A 23338-nucleotide genomic window follows, 5' to 3' on the forward strand; every position below is an offset into this window, starting at 1 on the left:
TACTTATTATGTCGGTTATACATCTTGCTGTATCATGAAAAAGTATCCCCTATTCCGTATGATTTGTCAACATAATATTTTCACGGATAAATCTGCTTTTAATGTTTATTCTGTTTTGCAGGAATGATTGGATTATTCCTTCCAATAGAGTTCAATTACATCCCGTTCTTTTAAAGGAGACGTAAAATCAGCTTTTTCCCCATTTAAGTTTACCACCAGTTCCGAACCTCCAATCTTTTTTAGATCAAAAGGATAGAAATCAAAGATATCAACAAATATATATTTACTTTTATTGGATAGTTTTACCGGTTCCTGATTAATAATTACATATAAGTCCGTTTTGGGATCGTTTCCCACTTTTTTACTGTTTTCTGTTTCGTTATTCTTAACGGCAGCAGCTGACACTTCAGTTTTAGAATTTAAGTCCTCGTACTCAGATTCCTCATATTGATCAGGCATTTCGCCCATGGCATCAAAAATCTCTTCTGACTGATCTTCTTTTAATTCACACTGAATAGTAAAATTTTCATAAACCTTTTCATCCATTTTAGCAGGCATATTATTTACGTATATGGTACCTTTAGTTTCTATATCCATAAATTCCAGTATCTGCTGCAAGGTATAATAATTCAAAATTTGAATTTCATCCTGATCCTCAATATTATAGAATTCAGAAACCAGCTTCCCGTTTGCCATAACAAATTTAGGGCATAATATACTTTGCCCGTTACATATAAATGATATAGTACCATTATATTCGGAAAGTTGTCTTACTTCGTAAACAGCATCTTCACCCACTGTTGATTCTATAATCTCGATTTTATCATTTTGTACGATACTATGGCTGATTCCAACCAACTCACCGTTTAATTTTACAACAGCTGCTTCACCCAGCTCGCCACGGACTAATCTCTTATTTCCGTTTAAGGTAAAATTAATCGCTTTTCCTCTTCTTGGAAATAATTTTTCATTGGGGAATCCTACTTGTATTGCCGCATCCACAATGGTAAGTTTATTATTATCATATAATTTTACACGTTCACCGTTCACATTAACAAAGATAAAATTATTGGTTTGATCATAGAAATTCAGACATATTCCAATCGGTGTTACCAGAAGCGGATCTTTTTTTATATTTTCCTGAAGGAAAGTAACATCTCCCAACACCTCTTCTCCACGAAGAGCGACTCTGTCCTTAGGAAGATTCAAATATTCTGCCAGACTGGTTACAAACCCGGGTATTTTTCCGCCACCGCCTACTACAAAAACGGCACTGACGGACTTTCCGCCATTGAGTTCAATAATTTTCTCCGCAACGCATTTCGTTATCTTATGTACTGCTTCGGAAACCGTATCAATGATTTCCTCAGTAGTTACTTTATGGCTGATTCCCATAATATCCTTATAGGTAACTTTTTTCTTCCTTAAACAGGCCAATTTCATAACTTCTGCCGTTTTAAATTCCACCAGATAATTTTGCACAATTGCATCTGTTATTTCATCGCCGGCAAAAGGAATCATACCGTAGGCAATGATACTTCCGTCCTTGGTTATGGATATATCCGAGGTTCCGGCCCCTACATCAATCATAGCTATGTTTAATAGACGAAATTTCTCCGGAATGGCCACATTAATAGCCGCGATAGGCTCCAATGTCAGATTCGCTACCTGCAGACCGGCGCGTTCTACAGCTGTATACAAACCATCAATAACCTCATCCGGTAAAAAGGTGGCTAATAATTCCGTCCCGATTTTACTGGCTTTATGCCCTTCTAATTTTACCATGGAATAACCGTTTAAAAAGTATCGTATCACAGAATAACCTACACAGTAAAAATTAATTTTATCATCTTTAACCTCTTCCCTGAGAGTATCGTATGCTTTTTCCACGCCAATTAATTCCAGGGAATGTATATGTTCTTCATTTAAAGTTGTTTCACTAGGGAATTCATATTCTGCACTTACCGTTACTGTTTTTAATACCCTGCCGGCGGCCGCAATACAAACATCCGTCAGCTTTCTGCCAATCTGGGCTTCTAATTCTTTTTTTACTTCAAGAATTGTTTCGGAAACTTTCAGAATATCGTGAATCTGTCCATCCATCATAGCACGTGTCTCATGCTCCCTTACACATTGGGCAACTACGATGAAATTTTGGTTGTTCTCCCGGTAGCCTACTGTGCCAACAATACTTCTGGTTCCGATATCTAATCCAAATACTAAATGCTCCGGATATCTTTTGTTTTCCATATAAAATCCCCCACAACTTATGCCTAAATTATTGATTGTTTAATCCTTTCATGAATATTAACCATGTCCATGAGCTTATTGTTCCGTTCTAAAAATGCAAGTAAACTTGTATTTTCCTCTCTCCGTTCTTATTATATCGTAACTTTGGTTATTTCTCTAGTAAAACTTCGATTTGCTCCAGTATTTTTTCCCTGGAGCAATCATTAATTATTACCTGGGTGCTGTTGTTACGGTACTCTGAATCGCTGATTTGATTCTTAAATATTTGATCTATTTTTTGCTCATCATAATTTCTTGATTGTTTCAGACGGTCCCTTCTAATATCTTCCGGAGCAAAAACATACCATATAGCATCGCAAAAATCTTTAAGTCCCGCTTGCAACGGTAAAGCAGTTTCCACGCAGATCAGATTCTCATCTTCTTCTCTTTTTTCTTCAATTAGTTTTTTTACATGAGCCATAACATAGGGATGAGTAAAAGAATTTAATATCAAGAGCTTTTCCGGTGTTTGATAAACGATGCTCCCTAAAGCTATCCGGTTAATATCACCGGATGAATTTAAAATTCCCTCCCCAAAATAATTAACTATGAGATTGTAACATACCTTTCCTTTTTCCATCAGTGCATGCGCAATCTGGTCCGTATTTATCAAATAAGCATGATAATGCTCTTTCATAATCTCTGCGATCAAGGATTTACCGCTGCCAACACCACCGGTAATGCCAATTACTTTCATATTCTTCTCCCGTATATAATGTTAGTTCGCTGTTATTCAGCCATAGATACATCGAAATCTCTTATGAAATGCTGCTAAACTGTAAGGCTTGGAATCGGCTTTATTTTGCTTCGTACCAGTTCGTACCTGTTTTAACTTCTACCTCTAACGGTATACTCATATCAGCAGCTTTCTGCATCTCTTCTTTTAAGATGCCGCTCACTTCATCCATTTCATCCTTAAAAGCTTCTATTAATAATTCATCATGAATCTGTAAAATCAGTCTGGAGCGGAGTTTTAATTCTTTCAGCCGTTCGTTGACACGAATCATGGCAATTTTAATAATATCGGCTGCCGTTCCTTGAATCGGTGAATTCATGGCAACTCTTTCTCCAAATGACCGCTGCATAAAGTTAGAAGAACTTAATTCCGGTATTGGTCTTCGTCTGCCGAAAAAGGTAGTAACATATCCATCTTTCTTTCCATTTAAAACCAAATCATCCAAATATTGCTTTACCCTGGGATAAGTTTCAAAATACCTGTTAATATAATTTTCGGCTTCTTTTCTGGATATATTTAGACCTTGTCCTAATCCGAAAGAGCTAATCCCATATACAATACCAAAATTTACTGCTTTTGCATTACTTCGCTGTAATGGAGTAACTTCATCAAGAGGTGTATGGAATACCTGGGAAGCGGTGATTCGATGAATATCCTGAGCCTCTTTGTAAGCAGCAATCAATCTTTCATCTCCCGACATATGAGCTAATACCCTTAGCTCAATCTGTGAATAATCCGCATCAAGAAAGATATATCCCTCTTCCGGAATAAATACCTTTCTTATTTCTCTGCCCAATTCCATTCGTATGGGAATATTCTGAAGATTTGGTTCCGTACTGCTGATTCTTCCCGTAGCGGCAATCGTTTGATGAAATTTGCCATGGATTCTTTCGTCGTTATCAATATATACAGCCAGCCCATCTGCATAGGTGGATTTTAACTTAGTTAACTGCCTGTATTCCAGGATCATGCTGACAACAGGATGCTCATTTGCCAGTTTATCCAAAATATCGGCAGAAGTGGAATAACCGGTTTTTGTCTTTTTACCAAAAGGAAGTCTTAATTTTTCGAATAAAACCACACCCAATTGCTTTGGAGAATTAATATTAAATTCTTCTCCTACCAAATCATAGATTTTAGATTCCAACTCTGCGATTCCCACAGCAAGTTTTTCCCCGTATTTCTTTAATTCCCCGCGATTTATATGAATTCCCCGCACTTCCATATCATATAGCGTATAAACCAACGGCATTTCAATTGTAACGAATAATTGATACATGTCCGTATTTTTTAAAGCACCAACTAAAGGCTCATATGCTTTGTAGCAGACATAACTCTGATAGCAGCAGTAGTTACGAAATTCTTTATTATTTTCAGGGTTTAAGTCCGCTATATCCGTTTTCCCAAATAAATCATTCATGGATGGTATAGTCATTTTCAAATAATCTCGTGCAATATCATCATAATAATAGGTACTATTTAAGGGATTTAAAAGATATGCGGCAATCCCTTCATCAAAAACATTACTTTTCTCAGTCGCCCTGATAAAATCTAATTGTGGTTTCAGATTTATTGTAGTCAGGCAGATAGAAGTGTTAAGCAAATTGCTTACCTTATCCTTTAAATATTCCTCGGTAATAAAGCCTTCCACCCTAATAAAGTAAATATCTTTATCACTGTAGGTTAAAGATAATCCTAAAATCTTATCACCTGCTGTTATAAACTGAATTCCTGCTGTCATTTGCGCTGATTCTGACTTTAACAGTTTATTAAAAACTGTCTCTGCCTGCTCCAAATCATTAAGTACTTTAAAATATTCTTCAATTCCCTCATAATGGGTCACTTCCAATTGAAAACGGTTTAACAGACTCTTAAATTCCAGTCTTTTGAAGAAAGAATAGGCACCTTCATTATATAAATTACCTAACAGCGCATCTTCCAGATGAAAATCGATGTCGCAATCTATTTTAATAGTTGCCAATGCCTTACTCAAAATGGCCAAATCATGGTTATTTCTTAAAGCTTCTTTTGCTTTGGCAGGGCCTATTTCTTCTAAATGTTCGTAAGCATTTTCAATGGAATCATAAGCGGATATGATTTTTCCAGCAGTTTTCTCTCCGATACCGGGAACCCCTGGTATATTATCGGAAGTATCTCCCATCAAACCTTTTAAATCAATAAATTGCTTGGGTGTCACACCATAGGTTTCTATAACATCCTTGGTGTTATAGTTTTCAATTTCAGTTCCGCCTTTTTTAGTTTTTGGAATACGTATTTTGATATTATCACTGGCCAGCTGCAATAAATCCCTGTCTCCGGATACTAAAGATACCTGATATCCATCCTGTTCACAGGTCTTTGCTATGGTCCCCAGAACATCATCTGCTTCAAAACCCGGCTTTTCCATAATGGTTATACCCATGGCTTTCAGTACCTCTTTCATAAGCGGAACCTGTCCGCGCAATTCCTCAGGCATAGATTTTCTGGTTCCTTTATACTGTTCAAACATCTCATGACGGAAAGTCGGCTGATGAACGTCAAAGGCTACCGTAAGATATTCCGGTTTCTCCTCATCTAATATTTTAAACATAATATTTAAGAAACCCAATATGGCATTGGTATGAATACCCTCGGAATTGGTCAAATCAGGTATCGCATAAAATGCACGATTTAATATACTATGGCCGTCAATTAAAACTATTTTTTTCACTTTGCTTCTCTCCTCATTCCTATTTAATAATTCCACAAAATCCAATCATTTAAGTCAAATTCCATTCCTATGCTTTTCTGAATTTCTGTATCTTTCCAAATCCGGTCGCCAAATTTTTCTTCCATTCGTTTTGCTCCATCCGGATCCGTTGTTTTAAGATAAACATATATATCAGATAGGTGCCTTACTGCTGTACCGGATAAACTATTCGTATCATACTCTTTATCTGTATTATTAAATGCTGCCGGTTTGTCTACCAGAAATATATTTTCTACTAAGAAATCGCTTTTCTTATTATCATTATTTAATACATCCTCTACTACAAATTCACCAATTCGGAAACTTGAGACGATTGCTACTAAAGTAATCACGATAATTAATATGATCCGTTTTCTGATATGTAAAAATTTGTCATGTATAATCCGGTCTTCCGCCAGTCTTAATATATCCATTAAATCCTGATGAAAGTTATTAGACAGCTCTTTGTCCTCGTCTAATTGTTTCATCCCGGCTAAAAGTACATAATGTACTTCTAATTCTTCCATGCAGTTTGGACACGAATGAACATGATGAATGAATTCCTCCAATTGACTTATATTTAATTCATCATTTATAAATGGCACAATGAGCCTTTGAATATCACTGCAATTCATAAATATCCTCCTGCGTATACAACTAGTAAATATTGTATCCGTTAATAATTCATTTTACCCTTTTTTGCGCAAGGTTTCAACTAATCTTTTGCATTTTGTGAGAATCATACGGCTCTTATTCAAATATATAGATAATTTAGAATTTTTTTCATTTCTTTCATATTAAGACTTGCATTATGAAATTAATTATGTTAGAATAATCTTCGCTGGTTCACGCGGATGTGGCGGAATGGCAGACGCAGCAGACTCAAAATCTGCCAAGGGTGACCTTGTGAGGGTTCGAGTCCCTCTATCCGCACTTTTAAACTCCTCAGAGCTTTGTTGTTAAAGGCTTTGAGGAGTTTTGTTGTTTCAAGAGTTAGATTACACTATAGTTCTTCTGAGGTAACAGAATTTTTACAATAAATATTTCATTCATCAAATCGTCTCCTCATATCTGTGTCCACCGGGGCATTCATAGGTACTTCGTTACTCGTGCTTACAGAATGCCCATTTCCCTTGACTTTTAGAAACAATAACATCAAATTTTAATAGAACTCTTTCCTATTTAACTTTCTCTGAACCAAGAAATCCCGTACTCTTTTTGTCTCTTCTTTGTCACAAATAAAGTTAAAGTGTTTTGCAACCTCCGATTCCAGTTCTTCAAAATAATCATACATGAGAAAAAGCTTATCCCATATATCTGCATACTCTCCATTTGGAAAAACACCTTGTACACGTTTCATTTCTTCTTCTGTAAGATACCTTTTTAAGTACTTACTATGTCCTCCGGTTGTAACCTTAAAAGCATAATGTATACCGATTTTCCAATTTAACATTTTTATGAACATTTCCATGATAAGAACCTCGTAACTGTATTTGGAATAATAGAATTCTTCTCTACATAACCCCTTCGATATGTAAATTGACAACCATCGAAATTCATTGGTAGTGTTATAGAATTCCATCTCTGTTGGTGCCTTAATATAAAATGCATTTTCACTCTCGATTGGTATCAGCTCTTTATAATTATCCTTGTTCAACAGAATGATTCTAGGCTCATCATTGCATTTTTCCTTTTCTATATTACATATATCTACAATCGACAGGTCAATTCGATTACCGTCTGCAAATTGTATCAGATAAGCGAATGTATCTCTACTTGTATAGTCATAGGGGTGCGAATACCAATCCATTGAATACTGAACAATCAATATATCACCAAAACACTTAACCCAGCTTTTATCTTTTGTGAATTCACGAACATCTGTGACAAAATAGACAATATCAAAGTCACTATATTGGTCATGAACAGCATTTCTATTTGCTCTTGAACCATCCATGGTAACAGCGCGTATTCTATCATCATTCATCGCCTTGCCCATAATTAAATCCATCATCTCTGCTTCTGTACGCATAAATTATTCACCTCCACTTATTCAAATCTTCAATTCCAGTCTATCTAGACCGCCAGATTGCTTTATTATCATGAAATGTAACATTTAGATTTGCTCGAACAATATTTTTCAAATAACCGCTGCACTATTTTCGTCTACCATACGAGCAACCTTTAAAAATTCTGATTAGCTTCTGTTATTGATATCAGATTCTTTAAATCAACTATATAATAACACAGTTCTATCCGTAATAATATTATATCGTTTTTCTAGGATGATTCAACCTACAATATGAATATAGTTTTAGTATTGGAACAAATAATGACGGAAATACGTTGGAAAGAAATATGAAAATCGAAGGATGTTAAACAGAAATGATACCAAAATATAATAAAGAGTAATTGTAATTTCCATCATAGAATAATTCTATTTATTTGGGGTAATAATTTAATGAATACAAGATATCATTATATGTATATAAGGAGGCTAAACAATGAAATTTAAAGTCTTATTTTTAACTTTATTATTATTCACTGTATTATTTACAGGTTGCACGAAAAAAAATACTGATCAAGGTCAGAATACCCAAGGTGAAACAACACCTACCGCAACACCTGCAGATACTAATACTGAAACTGATACGGCATCAAATACAGGCGAAACCACAACGGATGATCAACCGGATACGGTAACAACTGCTTCTATCGTAGATTCAGAAGATGCATTTGTTAAAGCAATTAGCAAAGATGGAACCTGGATTATCGCCACATTAAAGGATTTAACTATTAATCAGGATCTTAACTTAGAGGGTGAATTTAAAAACGGTAAAAAAGATGATCAGGGTAAAGATGTAATCCAACGTAAAATAGCACTATATACTCAAGATGAAAATAGAACTGTTACCGCAAGATTTACTTTAACCGCACCGAAAATAACAATAAACAGCCCTATGGCCAGTATTCAGCATGGTACCTTTAAAGGGGATGTATATGTAAATGTAAGTGATTTTCAATTAGTTGATGCCACTGTAGACGGAAATGTATATTTTACTACCGATGAAGCCAAGTCCACTTTCAAAATGGATGAAACCAGTAAAATAACCGGTAAACAGGAATTAAAGAAGTAATTTTATCGTTATAATTTGAGGAAGCTGCAGTATTATTAAAGATATCGGCATAAGATTTATTTAAGTCTATTCTTCATAATCTAACAGCTTCCTAATATTCTTTCTAATTTGCTGCTCCTGGCGCTGATACGCTTTCACTTCAATGACAGCTAAAACTTGAGCGTTATGTGTGTCCTGCCGTTCGAGCTTTTTATTTTCATGGAAAGTTCGGAGAACTTTCTTATGAAATAAAAAAGACAAATAACTTAATACGATAAATTATTTGCCAAGTGTTCCTGCTCATATCTTATTTCGTTATAATAGCATCTGCTATATCTTCATAAGAAGAGTATTTTTCTATCTGATATTCACCAATATTAATATCGGTAGTATACTTATTGATTTTTAAATATTGATTAAATGCTTTAGAATCTTCAATAATCCCTTTATTTTTTAATAGATTAGATACATCTTCCGAAGTCATTCCTGATGTAATTCGAAACGTAATACCTTTTTGATCTGTTTTATTCACTTCCGGTGTTGCAGCAGACGTATCGGTATTAGTTGTCTCCGGTTCATCTGCAGGTACAGAATCCGGGCTTTTTGCAGGTTTCACTTCCTTTGTATCAGTGGGTTTAACCGTAGGTTCAGCCGTCGGAGTCGCGGTCGGTTGTACTGTAGGAATTGCGGATGGATCCTTGGCAGGTTCTGCGGCAGGAGTTACTGATGGTTTAATAATATCATCCAAATCAGTATCACTTTGTTTTACCATGCCCAGATTTTCTGCCCGTTTAATAATCTCATCGTCGGATAACTGAGTTTTAGAGGATACATGATAAGAAGTTGCTAAAATAACGGTCGCAAATAAAATACCCACTCCCATACCTCTTAAATAATACTTTAGTTTCATATTAAATTCAAACCTTTCAATTTTCTAAGACCTACGATTATTTATCTTTATACAAATCAATAACCAGCTTTACTTCACCTTGTCCAAGTTCTAAGGTTCTGGATATATCTATCACAGAAAATCCTTGCGAATACATTTCAAGTATTTTTTGATTATGATTATTTAAAGTTTCCGTATCCGTATTTACGTTTAGGTTTTCTATCTCCTCTTTTACGGCTTTACGACTGACAGATTTAGAGTTGTTTTTAGCTTTAACGGCTTCCGGCTCCGTTTTATTCATTTCTGCTAAATTCATTTTTGCCTTATCAATATTCTTAACAGTTTCTTTTAGTTCTGTTTCTTTCTCGTTCAGCATATTGTATAAAAATACAACTTCCTCGTGATTTTGGTTTATTTTCTCCATTACCTGATTTGAAAAATCATTTACAGCAATAATCTTTTCATTTGATAACTGACTTAACTTATCTTCTGTTTTTGCTGTGATTTGCTCGGAAACTTCGGAAATTAATGTCTCAACTTTATCTTTTATGCCCTCCATTTCAGTCAGGCTTAATTCCCGCGCATTAGCAAGTGTTGCGTAGACATCACCGCTATTGCCTGATTTATCTACTAAGAAGCAACTCAGTATTAGGATTCCTGCTCCTACTATGATTAAAAAAATTACCAAAGGTGTCATTCTATTCTCTCCTGTTATATTTTAATATCTATGGAACCAGATCGAAATTTATCTTTAGGTACTGCTCCTTTGTTGTTCTTCTTTTTTTTCTTTTCTTTCGAACCGGAATAAGAATTATTACCTTTTTCTTTCGCATCATAACGGTATTCCTTATTCTCGCTTTTAATTGTTTCCACGGTTTGTTGGCTGTTATGTTTAATATGATTATTAATTTGCTGCCCTATCACGATCTGATCATTTAAAGGCTTTTGACTTTCCTGATGTTTATAAAGAGACGCCTCTTGTGATTTGGGAGCCATCGCTGCAATTTCAATCGGTGTAATTGGCATCGATATTCCCTCCTTTATAATCCCACTATCTTAATATCCGCTCTGTCACGAACGAACTTAGAATAATGAACTTCGCTGCGTACGTAATAATTGACATTTGAAATTACTATTTTAACACCGGGATAAGCAATGTTTTCTACTTTAATACTGCCGCTGTCACTGTTATTCATTTCAATTCGTAATTGGTCATATCGAATATTCGATTCTTTAATCTTACTTCTGAGAGTAAGGCAATTTTCCGTGGCGATTCTGACATAATCAAGTTTATCCTGTGACAATTTTTCTCCGGAGTTCAGTTTCTTCTTATATGTCTCCAGAATTGGCAAAATTTTTTCCATATCCGCATTCATACTTTGAATATTTTTCTCAAGATTTCGAAACTCTTCAATGATAGCAGGATCGATACCTACTTCCAATAAAGTACTGGTTCCCATAGTAGAGCCTGCGTTTTTGACGGTTATTGTAGTACCTGAATGGATTTCACCACCAGTAATAAAACCTTTCTTACCACCTACTATGATATCTCCTTTCGCAGATACTTTACTATGTAAAATTGCCTCCGTCGTAATATATCCGCCTGCTTTAACCTCAGCATTTTCTATAAATTTAGTGATAATATTACTTCCGGCTTCCATCTTACCTTTACTCATTCCCTGCATACCCCGCTTAAGAATGATTTGCCCTCCTGCAACCAAGTCAGCTCCTTCGACAACACCGTTTACGATAATATCACCTTTTGCCGTTATGGAGTATCCTGTTATCACATTCCCTTTGACGGATACATTACCCTCATAAACAATATCTCCGGTTGAAGCATCTACATCCGCCAGTACTTCGTAAGTATTCGATACGAAAACTTTTCCGTCTGTTACCACAGCATGTCCGCTTACATCGGAGTACATAACTAATCCATCCTCGGATAGATGAATATCACGCCCGTGTTTTAATATTTTATTTATAACTTTTTTAGGTGGAATAGGATTACCGCATACATCCATTCCTGTTTTCCCCTGTACGGCAGGACTTAAGGTAGCCAAAATATCCCCTTTGTTGATAGAACTAATCGTGTCCAATTGATGAAAATCTACAGTACCATCCTCATTTAACTTCGGTTTCAAAGTATTGTCAGTATTAAAATTATATGTTATGATGGCATCTTTACCTTCTACAGGATTTACGCCTCTTGCCAGTATATAGTCTTCACAGTATTTTCGATTAGTTAAAAAAGACTCAATACTGTTAGCTTGAATCCCATACTTAACGCCCGCCTGTTTTAAGCTGTTCAGAATATCATTCATCGTTAACGGACTACCCTGAGTAGAGGGCGGATAAAATCTTCCGACGGCATACATCCTGTCCGGATAAACATTAATTCTTACATATTCATTTTCCGGTAAAACGCTAACCGGAGTCAGTTTAACTTCAATTATCTGGTCACTTAAAGCAGTAATAGCACGCCCCAATGCTTTGTCGTCATAATCATAAATTCTTTTGTCATTTAAATAATTGTTGATTTCATCATAATTAATTGATTTTCCGATTCCAACTGCAGGATACAGTTTTAAATAGGTTCCATCCTGTTTTAAAACAAGACTGAAATAACTGTTTTGACTCTCCATAAGGTTCCCTCCCCATTAAGTCCTTATTAAAATATCAACATTACTTCCAAGCTTTAGCTTCATCTTCTGTAGCGCTTTTGTATGCAGTTGAGAAATTCTAGACTCCGATACTTCCAATATTGAGCTAATTTCTTTTAATGTTAAATCTTCATAATAATATAAAATTATCACCTTTTTCTCCTTTTCCGTTAAGGAATCCAAGGTTTTAATTAATATTTCTTTTAATTCCTGTTTTTCAATAATTTTTTCCGGAGTTTCATATTGTGCACTAAGGCTCGATTCCATCTTAACCTCACTGCCCTGTTCCATATACTCATCTAGAGAAAGGAGATTCGATACTTTTGTCTGGCTTTGCCAAACATCAAATTCTTCCAATGAAATCTCCAATTCGCTTGCAACTTCTTCGTCAGTTGCTACTCTTCCTTGCTCTGATTCTATTTTTTGGTATGCAGCATCAATTTTTCTCTGTTTTTGCCTTAAGGTTCTTGGTATCCAATCCATCTTACGGATTTCATCCAATATTGCCCCACGTATCCTGAAACTCGCATATGTTTCAAATTTTACACCTTTGCTGTAATCATATTTATCAACCGCATCGATCAACCCGAAAATCCCATATCCGACTAAATCGTCATATTCCACATTATAGCCTAAATACATGCTTAATCGTCCTGCCACAATTTTCACTAAACCAGCATATTCAATTATGATTTTTTCGCGACTTTCGGTAGATTTATATTTACTATAATCCTCCCAAAGTTTAGCTTTGCATTCCGCATTCATAATAGTGCTCCTTTTGTATCATGTGTTTATACGTCCTTATTTTCTTCTGTTTCTTCGGTTATACCTTCTTCTTCCATTGGGATGTTTTCTTCTATACTATCAGGTTCTTTCTCTGTCGCTGTTACTTTTCTAATGATTCTGGCAGCGATTCTCCCCAGTATGTAAAATAAAATCAGTACGAGTAATAATCGTTCCAGACCTTTTAAAAAGTCAATACCATTAATTATATTAAAAATGCTGACTACTGCCCCTGCAACCAACATAATGGCGGGAGCAATATATCTATCCCTCATATCATCACCCTCTTCTGATTAACATAAATCATTTGTTTACCTATAATATCTTTAGCGGTTTCCCTACTGATTTTATGTACAACTGTCCCGTTTCCGGATAAAATTCTATGGTTCTACCATAATCTAATCCGGTATCTTCAGCCATAATACGTATCCCTAAGGATTGCAACTTTAATTTACTGGCTTCCGTATTCCGTTCACCTATACGTAGCATATCATTATTTGAACTAAAAGCGAACATTTGCGCTCCGCCCGCTATCTTGGCAATTAAACGATTTCTGTTAGCTCCTATGGAAATTAATTTAGAAATCAAAGCATCGATTCCTGTGTCAGCAAATTTTGCTACATTCTCATTGTTTTTAATCTTGGTGCTGTCCGGTAACATAACATGCACCATTCCAGCAGTTTTACTCAATGAGTCATATAAAACTATACCGACACAGGAACCAAGTCCCAGTGTAGTCAACGCTTCCGGCGCCGCACAGACATTTAAATCTGCCATTCCAACTTTTATCATTACACTCATATTCCCCCTATAATCCCAAAGATGTCAGTATTACATCATATGATTCTATAGTAGGGATTAATATGAAATAACCATTTACATCAGAATCGTCTTTACTAAATTGTGTTTCAATAATTAGAGCTTTGTCACCGACTTTTCCAAATTCGATAGCTGGAACGCTTAAAATAGCACCGGCCATATCAATAGACATATATGGAACACTGGCATCGATTCTAATATTAATCAGTGTTGACAGGGAGGATAGATACGCCCCTGCGATAATGTTGCCGATTTCTTTTAATGCTGATAATTCCATTTCGCTAAATACCTCGTTTTCAACGGAATTTCCCATTAAAAGATTGACTAAATGATAAGCAGATTTTTGTTCCATCATAAACATCATCATACCGCTAATTTCCCCCTCCAGGGTAATTAAGATACCAACAACAATATTTTCTGCACCGCCTACCATATCAGGAAGCTCTTTAAATTCAAGTAGTGCAACTTTTGGAACACACATATCTACCTTACCGTTTATCATGGTAGAAAGGGCTGTAGTAGCATTACCTGCACCGATATTTCCTATTTCTTTTAATACGTCGAACTGCATACTATCAATTTGATCAAAGTTTATGTTTGACAATGGTAACACTCCTTAAACTGTTTCTTTTTCAATGATTACGCTGGAAATATTCAATAAGGAAATTAATCCTTCTTTATGTTTACCGATTCCGCTTAAGTAACCATATTTATCTTCTACGGCACTGTTTGTAACTTTCTCTATCATTGTATCGTCCAAAGTAACAACTTCCTTAACCTCATCCACAATAATACCTACGGCTGACTGGGGTTCTAATTTAATAATAATTATTCTGGTAGCGTTGGTAACCACATCATCTTCCAGTCCGAATTTCAGTCTCATACTCATAACCGGAATAATCTCACCTCGGAGATTGATAACACCTTTAAAAAAGGACTGCGCCTTAGGAACTCTGGTTATTCTCTGCATTCTAACAATATTATCCACATATTTAATATCTATACCATATTGTTCAATACCAATTTTCACCACTATAAACTGTTTTGAATCATTTACATTTGCTTCCATCGTTTCCACCCCCTAGACTAAAGTATTTACATCAAGTATCAGGGCAACTTCGCCATCACCAAGAATGGTTGCACCACCAATAATTTTATTATTGTTAATGTACTTACCAATGGATTTAATAACAATTTCCTGTTGTCCGATTAAGTTATCTACCACAATGCCGGCTAACCTGTCTCCCTTGGAAACAATAACTACTGTAAGGTTTTCCTGTTGTTTTTCTGTTTTTGGCACTTCCAACAGATTATCCAGCCGGATAAGTGGAATAACAGTGCCTCTTAAATTAATTACTTCTTTGGAATGTACATATTTAATTTCCGAATTAGCAACATCTTCTATAGTCTGAATACTTCCTAATGGAATAGCATATTTTTCAGGTCCCAGTTCCACCATAAGCGCCTGTATAATAGCAAGAGTTAATGGAAGACGGATAATAAAATTACTTCCTTCTCCTAATTTTGTCTTTGCTTCAATATCACCGCCAAGTGCCTCAATCTTAGTTTTTACTACATCAAGACCTACACCCCTGCCTGAAACATCAGATATTACTTCGGCAGTAGAAAAGCTTGGTTTGAATAACAAATCAATAACTTCCTTATCGGTCATTACTTCAGCCTGTTCGACAGTAATCGTTCCCTTTTCCACTGCTTTTTTCTTAACTTTCTCAACATTAATACCGGCACCGTCATCCCGAACCTCGATAACTACATTATTACCATCCTGGTATGCATCCAGGTAAATAGAACCCACCGCAGGCTTACCGGCAGCAACACGCTCTTCATTACTTTCCAGACCATGGTCAGCTGCATTACGAAGTAAATGCATTAATGGATCACCAATTTCGTCAATAACTGTACGATCCAGTTCTGTTTCCTCACCGGTCATATACAGTTCCATCTTCTTATCCAGTTTTTTAGATAAGTCACGGATCATTCTAGGGAAGCGGTTTACTACACTTTCAATAGGAACCATTCTGACTTTCATAACTGATTCATGAAGATTGGTCGTAACTCGTTCCAGATATTCAATCTGTTCATTAAATCCGGACTCATTTTTCGTATTCTTCTCATTGGCGCTAATAGACACCAATCCGTTTTTCGCAATGATTAATTCACTAACTAAGTTCATTAAAACATCCAGCTTTTCAATATCTACACGAACAGACCGGTTAACAACCGGTTTCGATGATGATTGTTTCGCTGCCGCTTGGGACCCTTTGCCGGTTAATACTGTCTGACTTGCTGCCTTTTCCTGATTTGTTTCCACTGTAACGCTATTTTCGTCAACATTATCGTTAATCTCACTATTGTCTACTCTGATTTGTTCAATAGCAACATCTTTGACTTCGGAAACATTCATAATCAGGCTTTTAATCTTATCTACATTTGCTTTTGTTAATAAAATTACGCTAAAATCCAGATCAAATTTTTCATCTTCAATATCCTGTACTTCCGGTTGGGATTTTATCACATCACCAAGTTCTTCCAAAGCTTTAAATACTAAAAATGCCCTGGCTGCTTTTAAAATACAATATTCCTGAATAAAAACAGTAATTCCGAAAGCATTGATTCCCATACCCTCCGCTTTATTAATTGCTCTTTTTTCATAATCGGCAATTGTCAGGTTATTATACTTAATGATAGTATTCTTCGTTATATTAGCTGCAGTACCGGCTGCTGACACAGTCGATTCCGCTGTATCTTTCTTGGGTTCCTTAGCTGTCTCTTTGCCTAAACCAATATTTAATATTGTATTTAATTGATTTATTATGTCTTCGTAGTCTTCGGTTCCCTCGTCCGCACTTTCCTGTATATTACTTAAATACGCTTCTAATGCATCCAGCCCTTTAAACAATACATCTACTAAATCTGCAGTAACGCTCATCTTACCATTTCTGATTTCGGAAAATACATTTTCCATATCGTGGGTAAGTCTCTGCATTCTCTTATATCCCATGGTACCTGCCATACCTTTAAGGGAGTGAGCGGCTCTGAAAATTTCATTAATTGTTTCAGTATTTTCCGGCTCAGTTTCTAAAACCAATAACTGTTCATTCAGACTCTGTAAATGTTCTTTTGTTTCATCGATAAAAATTTCAAGATATTGACTAACGTCCATCTTAACGCACCCCCAAGTTCTTTAGTATAGCACCGGATATTTGGTCTAAGGGAACAATTTCGTTCACAAGACCTGCTTCTGCAACTACCTTTGGCATACCATAAACCGTACTGGTTGCTTCATCCTGCGCTATAACATAAATATTTTTTTTCTCTTTTAATTTTTTGATACCTTTTGTACCATCGCCACCCATTCCGGTTAATACAACACAGATGATTTCCGTAAAATCCGTATCAACTAATGATTCATACATAATATCAGCACATGGTCTTAAGCCGTTCCTTGCCGGTTCTTCCGTAACGGATAACTGCCATGAACCATTTCCTGCCGGTGTTAAACGCATCTGTTTACCACCTTTTGCAATATAAGCCGCTCCGTTTTTAATTATTTCTTTATCTGCCGCTTCGCTTACCTGAATTTTACTCATCTCATTCAGCCGGTTTGCTAAGGAAGCTGTAAATCCTTCCGGCATATGCTGGACTATCAGTACACTGCAACCCAAATTATCCGTTAATAAAGGTACAACCTGTGCAAGTGCTTTTGGCCCTCCTGTAGAACAGGCAATCGCCACTAGTTTTTTAGTATTTAATGATTTATTAACAGGTCTTTCTGCTTGTACTAATTGAATGTTAGGCTTTTTCTTAGATTCATAGGGAATGATTTTTGGCATGTTCGGCTGTTCCTGAGGTAACACATCTTTTGCCGTCTCCTGGTATAGTTTCGTTGCAACTGCCAGGCAGTCGATAATCTTATTTTTAAAATTATCACTTTTCACATCAAAAAAGCTATCCGGTTTTGTTACAAAATCAAAAGCTCCTAATTCCAATGCACGGATTGTTTCTTTCGCACCTTCTTTCGCTACCGTACTTACTATAATTACTGTAGCTTTTACTTTATGCTTATCTAATTGTTCCAGTAATTCCAGTCCGCTCATCTTAGGCATATTTATATCTAATATGATAGCGTCATAAACTTCTCTTTCCTGAACTAAAAGATTAAATGCCTCCAACCCGTTTATTGCTATTTTTGTAACATGAAACCTTGAATCTAAATTTATTATATCAGAGAGCACTCTTCTCATGAGTGCAGAGTCATCAACAACTAAAACTTTTTTCTGCATTTTCCGCCTCCATTATACTAAGTTCGCCCTTTTTCTTTTTTTCTTTGACGACGTTCCTCTTCAAAAATAAATTTTATAATAGCCTCTCTCTCTTCTTTTAAGATATCTATGAATTGAACACGATGTTCATAAAATCCCTGACGATTTATCATTTTATTTGAAGATATAATCATAGCCTGTATAGTAAAATCTTTTGTACCTAAGCTGTTATTAAATTCCACAGACATCTGTACCATATTGCCATGTTCATGTCCATGTTCTGAAACAAATCTTGCTCCTCCGCCGCTTATATCTAAAATCGTCCCGGATAAACATTCTTTTTTTAAGTTATCCAAGGTTTGGATGTATTCTTGCTTTTCTTCTTCATCTTTAAAACTATTATTACGCAGTTTATTTAAAATCGATATTTCCATATCGGTAATTAAATAATATTTAAATTCCAGTAAGTATTCTAGTCTGTAATATTTTCTTCTCTGGTATTTTTCCAGATCTGAAGTGAATTGAACGTTCAAAATATAAATATTATTAATCCGTCCACGTTCTGTTATTACACATTTACATTGAAAAAGGCCTTTTTTGGTAAAAAAGCAAATATTATATTTGTCACCAACTGATAAAGGGATTATCCTGCCTCCTTCTATGGGCATTAAAATACTGGCTGTATCATCGCTGATAAAATCTAAAACCTGACTTTTATAAACTCTTTCATCTTCAACTTTTTTTGTACTGAAGTTTAATAATTTTAATTCCAGTTTATCACCTATGGATACTACATCACTAACCATAAACAGCCTCCCTGCCCATTATTTTTTGAATTTTAAACGTATTAAATTAGAAAAAAGTCCTGTTATTCCATTTATGGAATGTACTTTATTTGTAACGTTATTACACAATATATTAGCCAACTCAAAAACTGCTCTGGAAGAGGACGAATTGGGATACAAGGTAGAATAGGGTTTCTGTTGCATTACAGCTTTTGTTACATTAGAATCCTGTGGAACTGCCCCTAAAAAATCCATCTTTACAGTAAGAAACTTCTCTACTACCAAGTTTAATTTAGTATATAATTGCTTGGCTTCCTCATGGGAATCCACACGATTCGCGATCATTTTAATCACTGTACTCTCCGAAGAAATATCCATTTTACGGTTCAGGGTTTTAAGTAATGCATAGGCATCCGTTATAGATGTAGGTTCCGGCGTCACTACCAATAATACTTCCGAACTGGCAGTCACAAATTCCAGCACACTATCCGTTATACCGGCTCCGGTATCAATAATTATAATATCAGCTAATTCATCCAATTCATAAAGTTTCTGTGTTAAAAACAGTATTTGATCTCTGTTTATATTAGCTAATTCATGTATACCGGAGCCACCGGATATAAATCCAATATTCTCGGGACCTTTCGTAATGATATCCGAAATACCCTTCCCCCGAAACATTAAATCTGCCAAATTAAACTGTGGTCTGATTCCCAGCATAACTTCGACATTGGCTAACCCAAAATCAGCGTCCAAGATAATAACACGTTTTCCCAATCGGCTCATCTGTATGGCTAGGTTTACAGATATATTAGACTTGCCAACACCGCCTTTCCCGCTGGTCACAGTTATAACGCGGGCCATTTTTCTGGGTTGGTTTTGGTTATTAAGAGTTGGCTGACTCTGGCAGGCAGCGTTTTTTTTAATAATATTCCTTAATTGTTCTGCCTGATCCATTAATCATTGCCTCCTAACAACTTCTTAGCAGTTTCCTGAGTGTCAATCTTACCAATATCATCCGGAACATTTTGTCCATAGGTCGCGTAAGATAAATCAGCATTGGTTAACATTTTAATATTAAATATATTTCCAACCGATATGGTTTCATCCAACTTAGTAAAAATAAGCCTGTAATTGGTTATCTCAGAATAACTTTCCGTAATTTTGATTAAATCTTTATATTTGGTGGTAGCACTTAAAACCAGATATATTTCTCTTTCTTCTATATCTGCCGATTGGATTAAGCGTTCGATATCATCTCTTTGTTCACGGTTTTTATGGGACCTGCCGGCCGTATCGATTAGAACCACATCATAATCTTTAAATTCTTCTTTGGCATCCTTAATTTCATCTTCGGAATAAATTACTTTCATGGGAACTCCCAGAATATTAGCATAAGTTCTAAGCTGTTCTACAGCGGCAATTCGATAGGTATCTGAAGTCAACATAGCTACTTTAGCCTTTTTATTCAACTTTAAATTAGATGCAATTTTAGCGATAGTAGTGGTTTTTCCAACCCCTGTAGGTCCGATAAAAAATATATATTTTGTTTGATTATCCAACAGTTCAATTGTTTTAGGCTGCCCTAATTTCAAAATAATCTTTTGATAGACATTTGCCAGAACATTATCTATGGAGGCATCTTTTTTAAACTTATTTTCTATTTCACTTAATATTTGATTTGCATATTTTTCATCCATTTCATTCCTGACAAGTTGATTGTAAATCAGCTGAACATAGGGAAGATTTTTGTCTTCCTCTTTTTTTATCTCAGTCTTTTCCTCCATTTTTTTCTCATTCAACTGTCTTTCTAATAAATTCTGAAGATTATTCAATTTTTTTTCAATTGCTGAGGTTTCATCCGTGTCTTCTGTTAATTTATTTTCGTTTTCAATACCGGTTAAAGAACTTTCATAAATAATATTAGGATTAAATTTAAAACTACTCTTTTCTGTTTTCGTGATATCTTGTTTCATAGTATCTTGATTAGCAGTATCCTTTTTTGGGGTAACGGTATCATCAATTGCTGCCGTTATCTCAACAGAAGCTTTCCGGAATAGTTTATAAATTCCTTTGGGTGAAACTGTTTTTATGTTCATTACAATAGCGTCTTTACCCAACTCATCTTTAGCAAGCATAATAGCCTCAGTTTCTGTACCTGCTTGAAATTTCTTGATTATCACTATACTGTCACCATCCCTACCGACTGTAATTCTACATTAGATTCAATTTCATTATAAGATATAACAATTAAATCTTTAAAATAGTCTTGTGTTAATTTTTTAAAATACATTCTCACGATCGGAGAAGTAATAACAATAGGATTTTTACCGATATTCTCTAATTTCTGTATTTCTTCTTCCACAGAATGTATTATGTTTTGCGTCTTATCAGGATCTAATGCCAGATATGCACCCTGTTCTGTTTGTTTTACAGAACCCATGATTTCCTGTTCAATCTTTGGATCAAGAGTCACGACACTAGTAGTTTCACTGGAAGGAAAATATTTATTTGAGATTGCTCTTTTTAAACTTTGTCTTACATACTCTGTTAATACATCCGTGTCTCTGGTGGTAGCCGCATAATCTGCCAAGGTTTCAAAAATAGTTATTAAGTCCCTTATAGAAATACTTTCTTTCAGAAGATTTTGTAATACTTTCTGAACTTCACCCACACTTAATAGTTTTGGAACTAATTCTGTTATCAGCGTAGGATTTGCTTCCTGTACATTATTAATAAGGTTTTGTACATCCTGTCTGGTTAATAATTCATGTATGTGACCTCTTATAATTTCCGTTAAATGTGTTGCGATAATCGACGGAGGATCTACTACGGTATAACCCACAGATTCAGCTCTTTCCCTCTGATTTTCTGTTATCCAGATTGCGGGAAGATGGAATGAAGGTTCAAAAGTTGGTATTCCTGTAATTTCTTCTTCTACAAAGCCGGGGTTCATTGCCATATAGTGATCAAATAAAATTTCACCGTCGCTTACCGGTATTCCTTTTATCTTAATTACATACTGATTCGGATTAAGCTGGATATTATCCCTAAGACGTATCATTGGTACAACACAGCCAAGCTCTAATGCTATTTGTCTTCGAATCAGAACAACCCGGTCTAACAAGTCACCTCCCTGATTCACATCAGCAAGCGGGATGATACCATAACCGAATTCTAATTCAATTGGATCAACCTGCAACAAAGAGACTACATTTTCAGGCTTTCTGATTTCTTCTCCCGACATTTCATCCATAGAGGCCTGTTCTTCAATATCATCAACTTCAATCCTTCCGGCTATAACCCTTCCGCATATAATAAATACCACACCATAGGTACAGAACACAAGAGCGCTTAACGGGGTAACAATACCAAGAAAAATTAAAGTACCGCCAACCATGTATAGAACTTTCGGTATGGAAAACAATTGCTTAACCAGTAAATCTCCAAAATCTGCTTCTTTAGATACTTTTGTAACAAGAATACCGGTTGCCAAAGAAATCAACAGGGATGGTATCTGGCTTACTAAGCCGTCACCAATGGTTAATATGGTATATTTATCAAAAGCTTCTGCCATTGGAATCCCCTGTCTTATAACACCCATAGCGATTCCACCTGCAAAATTGATTACTGTAATGATTAAGCCGGCTACCGCATCCCCTTTTACATATTTGGTAGCACCATCCATAGAACCGAAGAAGCTTGATTCTTCCTGAATTTTTTCACGCCGTTCTCTCGCTTGTGTATCCGTAATCGCACCAGTGTTAAGATCCGCATCAATTGCCATCTGTTTACCGGGCATTGCATCTAAGGTAAATCTGGCCGTAACCTCTGCAACTCTTTCAGAACCTTTATTAATTACCATAAACTGAACTAAAATAAGAATGATAAACACAACAATACCAACGATCGGATCTCCGCCACCGACAAATCTACCAAAGGTCTCTACCACATTACCTGGTTCACCGGTTGTAAGAATTAGTCTTGTGGAAGATACATTTAAAGAAATACGGAAAATTGTAGTAAATAACAGGATAGTTGGGAAAGAAGCCATATTTAGTACTTCTTTTGTAAATAAAGCGTTAAAGAGGACGATTAAAGCTACTGAAATATTCATAGCTAATAAAATATCCAATAAACCGGAAGGAATTGGTACAATCAGAAAGATTATTGCAGCCAGAAGATACAGGCCTATGGCTAAATCTGCTTTTTTCATTTATACACCCATCGCATATCGTAAGCCTGCT

General features: G+C 35.7%; 21 protein-coding genes and 1 tRNA gene. 2 read left to right on the forward strand and 20 right to left on the reverse strand.

The window, feature by feature from the left end; translation table 11 throughout:
• Positions 1-132: 132 nt before the first annotated feature.
• The 4 genes from RBU59_RS02545 to RBU59_RS02560 all read right to left on the reverse strand — a co-directional run bounded on the left by RBU59_RS02545 (position 133) and on the right by RBU59_RS02560 (position 6388).
• Positions 133-2250: a cell division FtsA domain-containing protein gene (locus RBU59_RS02545; RefSeq protein ID WP_308146315.1), complete on the reverse strand. Its 2118-nt coding sequence runs from the start codon at positions 2248-2250 to the stop codon at positions 133-135.
• 148 nt (positions 2251-2398) lie between these two features.
• Complete coding sequence (gene coaE / locus RBU59_RS02550; RefSeq protein WP_308146316.1) at positions 2399-2986, reverse strand: dephospho-CoA kinase; 588 nt, start codon at positions 2984-2986, stop codon at positions 2399-2401.
• 100 nt (positions 2987-3086) lie between these two features.
• Positions 3087-5735: a DNA polymerase I gene (gene polA / locus RBU59_RS02555; protein WP_308146317.1), complete on the reverse strand. Its 2649-nt coding sequence runs from the start codon at positions 5733-5735 to the stop codon at positions 3087-3089.
• 23 nt (positions 5736-5758) lie between these two features.
• Entirely contained in the window at positions 5759-6388 is a 630-nt protein-coding gene (locus RBU59_RS02560) for an anti-sigma factor family protein (RefSeq protein WP_308146318.1), read from the reverse strand.
• 215 nt (positions 6389-6603) lie between these two features.
• On the opposite strand from RBU59_RS02560, the gene RBU59_RS02565 reads away from it, so the two are divergent.
• A tRNA-Leu gene (locus RBU59_RS02565) sits at positions 6604-6686 on the forward strand.
• Between the two features lie 229 nt (positions 6687-6915).
• On the opposite strand, the gene RBU59_RS02570 is transcribed toward RBU59_RS02565, so the two are convergent.
• A complete protein-coding gene (locus RBU59_RS02570; RefSeq protein ID WP_308146319.1) occupies positions 6916-7785 on the reverse strand; it encodes an aminoglycoside 6-adenylyltransferase in 870 nt (289 codons plus the stop codon).
• A gap of 472 nt (positions 7786-8257) precedes the next feature.
• On the opposite strand from RBU59_RS02570, the gene RBU59_RS02575 reads away from it, so the two are divergent.
• Positions 8258-8890, forward strand: a complete 633-nt coding sequence (locus RBU59_RS02575) for a hypothetical protein (RefSeq protein WP_308146320.1) — start codon at positions 8258-8260, stop codon at positions 8888-8890.
• Positions 8891-9176: 286 nt separating this feature from the next.
• Here the strand turns inward: RBU59_RS02575 and RBU59_RS02580 are convergent, their stop codons facing one another.
• From RBU59_RS02580 to flhA, 15 genes are read right to left on the reverse strand one after another with little or no spacing between them, the layout of a single operon-like run.
• Positions 9177-9779 carry an endolytic transglycosylase MltG gene (locus RBU59_RS02580; protein WP_308146321.1) on the reverse strand — a complete coding sequence of 201 codons (603 nt, stop codon included), beginning with the start codon at positions 9777-9779 and terminating at the stop codon, positions 9177-9179.
• 37 nt (positions 9780-9816) lie between these two features.
• Positions 9817-10455, reverse strand: coding sequence for a DUF6115 domain-containing protein (locus tag RBU59_RS02585; RefSeq protein ID WP_308146322.1), 639 nt, complete (start codon positions 10453-10455; stop codon positions 9817-9819).
• 14 nt (positions 10456-10469) lie between these two features.
• Positions 10470-10784 carry a hypothetical protein gene (locus RBU59_RS02590; RefSeq protein ID WP_308146323.1) on the reverse strand — a complete coding sequence of 105 codons (315 nt, stop codon included), beginning with the start codon at positions 10782-10784 and terminating at the stop codon, positions 10470-10472.
• A 14-nt stretch (positions 10785-10798) separates the two neighbouring features.
• Positions 10799-12403: a DUF342 domain-containing protein gene (locus RBU59_RS02595; protein ID WP_308146324.1), complete on the reverse strand. Its 1605-nt coding sequence runs from the start codon at positions 12401-12403 to the stop codon at positions 10799-10801.
• A gap of 15 nt (positions 12404-12418) precedes the next feature.
• The gene (locus RBU59_RS02600) at positions 12419-13186 is read right to left on the reverse strand and encodes a FliA/WhiG family RNA polymerase sigma factor (protein ID WP_308146325.1); all 768 of its coding nucleotides are present in this window, start codon (positions 13184-13186) and stop codon (positions 12419-12421) included.
• Between the two features lie 26 nt (positions 13187-13212).
• On the reverse strand, positions 13213-13479 hold the full coding sequence (locus RBU59_RS02605; RefSeq protein WP_308146326.1) for a hypothetical protein: 267 nt from the start codon (positions 13477-13479) through the stop codon (positions 13213-13215).
• 40 nt (positions 13480-13519) lie between these two features.
• Positions 13520-14005 (reverse strand): chemotaxis protein CheD, encoded by a 486-nt coding sequence (locus RBU59_RS02610; RefSeq protein ID WP_308146327.1) that lies wholly within the window; start codon positions 14003-14005, stop codon positions 13520-13522.
• A gap of 7 nt (positions 14006-14012) precedes the next feature.
• Complete coding sequence (locus tag RBU59_RS02615; RefSeq protein ID WP_442871697.1) at positions 14013-14627, reverse strand: chemotaxis protein CheC; 615 nt, start codon at positions 14625-14627, stop codon at positions 14013-14015.
• Between the two features lie 12 nt (positions 14628-14639).
• Positions 14640-15092, reverse strand: coding sequence for a chemotaxis protein CheW (locus RBU59_RS02620; protein WP_308146329.1), 453 nt, complete (start codon positions 15090-15092; stop codon positions 14640-14642).
• Positions 15093-15104: 12 nt separating this feature from the next.
• A complete protein-coding gene (locus RBU59_RS02625; protein WP_308146330.1) occupies positions 15105-17207 on the reverse strand; it encodes a chemotaxis protein CheA in 2103 nt (700 codons plus the stop codon).
• 1 nt (position 17208) lies between these two features.
• Positions 17209-18327 (reverse strand): chemotaxis-specific protein-glutamate methyltransferase CheB, encoded by a 1119-nt coding sequence (gene cheB, locus RBU59_RS02630; protein ID WP_308146331.1) that lies wholly within the window; start codon positions 18325-18327, stop codon positions 17209-17211.
• 17 nt (positions 18328-18344) lie between these two features.
• Positions 18345-19112 (reverse strand): flagellar brake protein, encoded by a 768-nt coding sequence (locus RBU59_RS02635; RefSeq protein ID WP_308146332.1) that lies wholly within the window; start codon positions 19110-19112, stop codon positions 18345-18347.
• Positions 19113-19130: 18 nt separating this feature from the next.
• Positions 19131-20048: a MinD/ParA family protein gene (locus tag RBU59_RS02640; protein ID WP_308146333.1), complete on the reverse strand. Its 918-nt coding sequence runs from the start codon at positions 20046-20048 to the stop codon at positions 19131-19133.
• Positions 20048-21274 carry a flagellar biosynthesis protein FlhF gene (flhF, locus tag RBU59_RS02645; protein ID WP_308146334.1) on the reverse strand — a complete coding sequence of 409 codons (1227 nt, stop codon included), beginning with the start codon at positions 21272-21274 and terminating at the stop codon, positions 20048-20050. Before flhF ends, RBU59_RS02640 begins: the two co-directional genes overlap by 1 nt.
• Entirely contained in the window at positions 21274-23307 is a 2034-nt protein-coding gene (flhA, locus tag RBU59_RS02650) for a flagellar biosynthesis protein FlhA (RefSeq protein WP_308146335.1), read from the reverse strand. The genes flhF and flhA overlap by 1 nt, the downstream gene beginning before the upstream one ends.
• Between the last annotated feature and the right edge of the window lie 31 nt (positions 23308-23338).

Origin of the sequence: Anaerocolumna sp. MB42-C2 (genome assembly GCF_030913705.1) — a bacterium.
Lineage (GTDB): Bacteria > Bacillota > Clostridia > Lachnospirales > Lachnospiraceae > Anaerocolumna.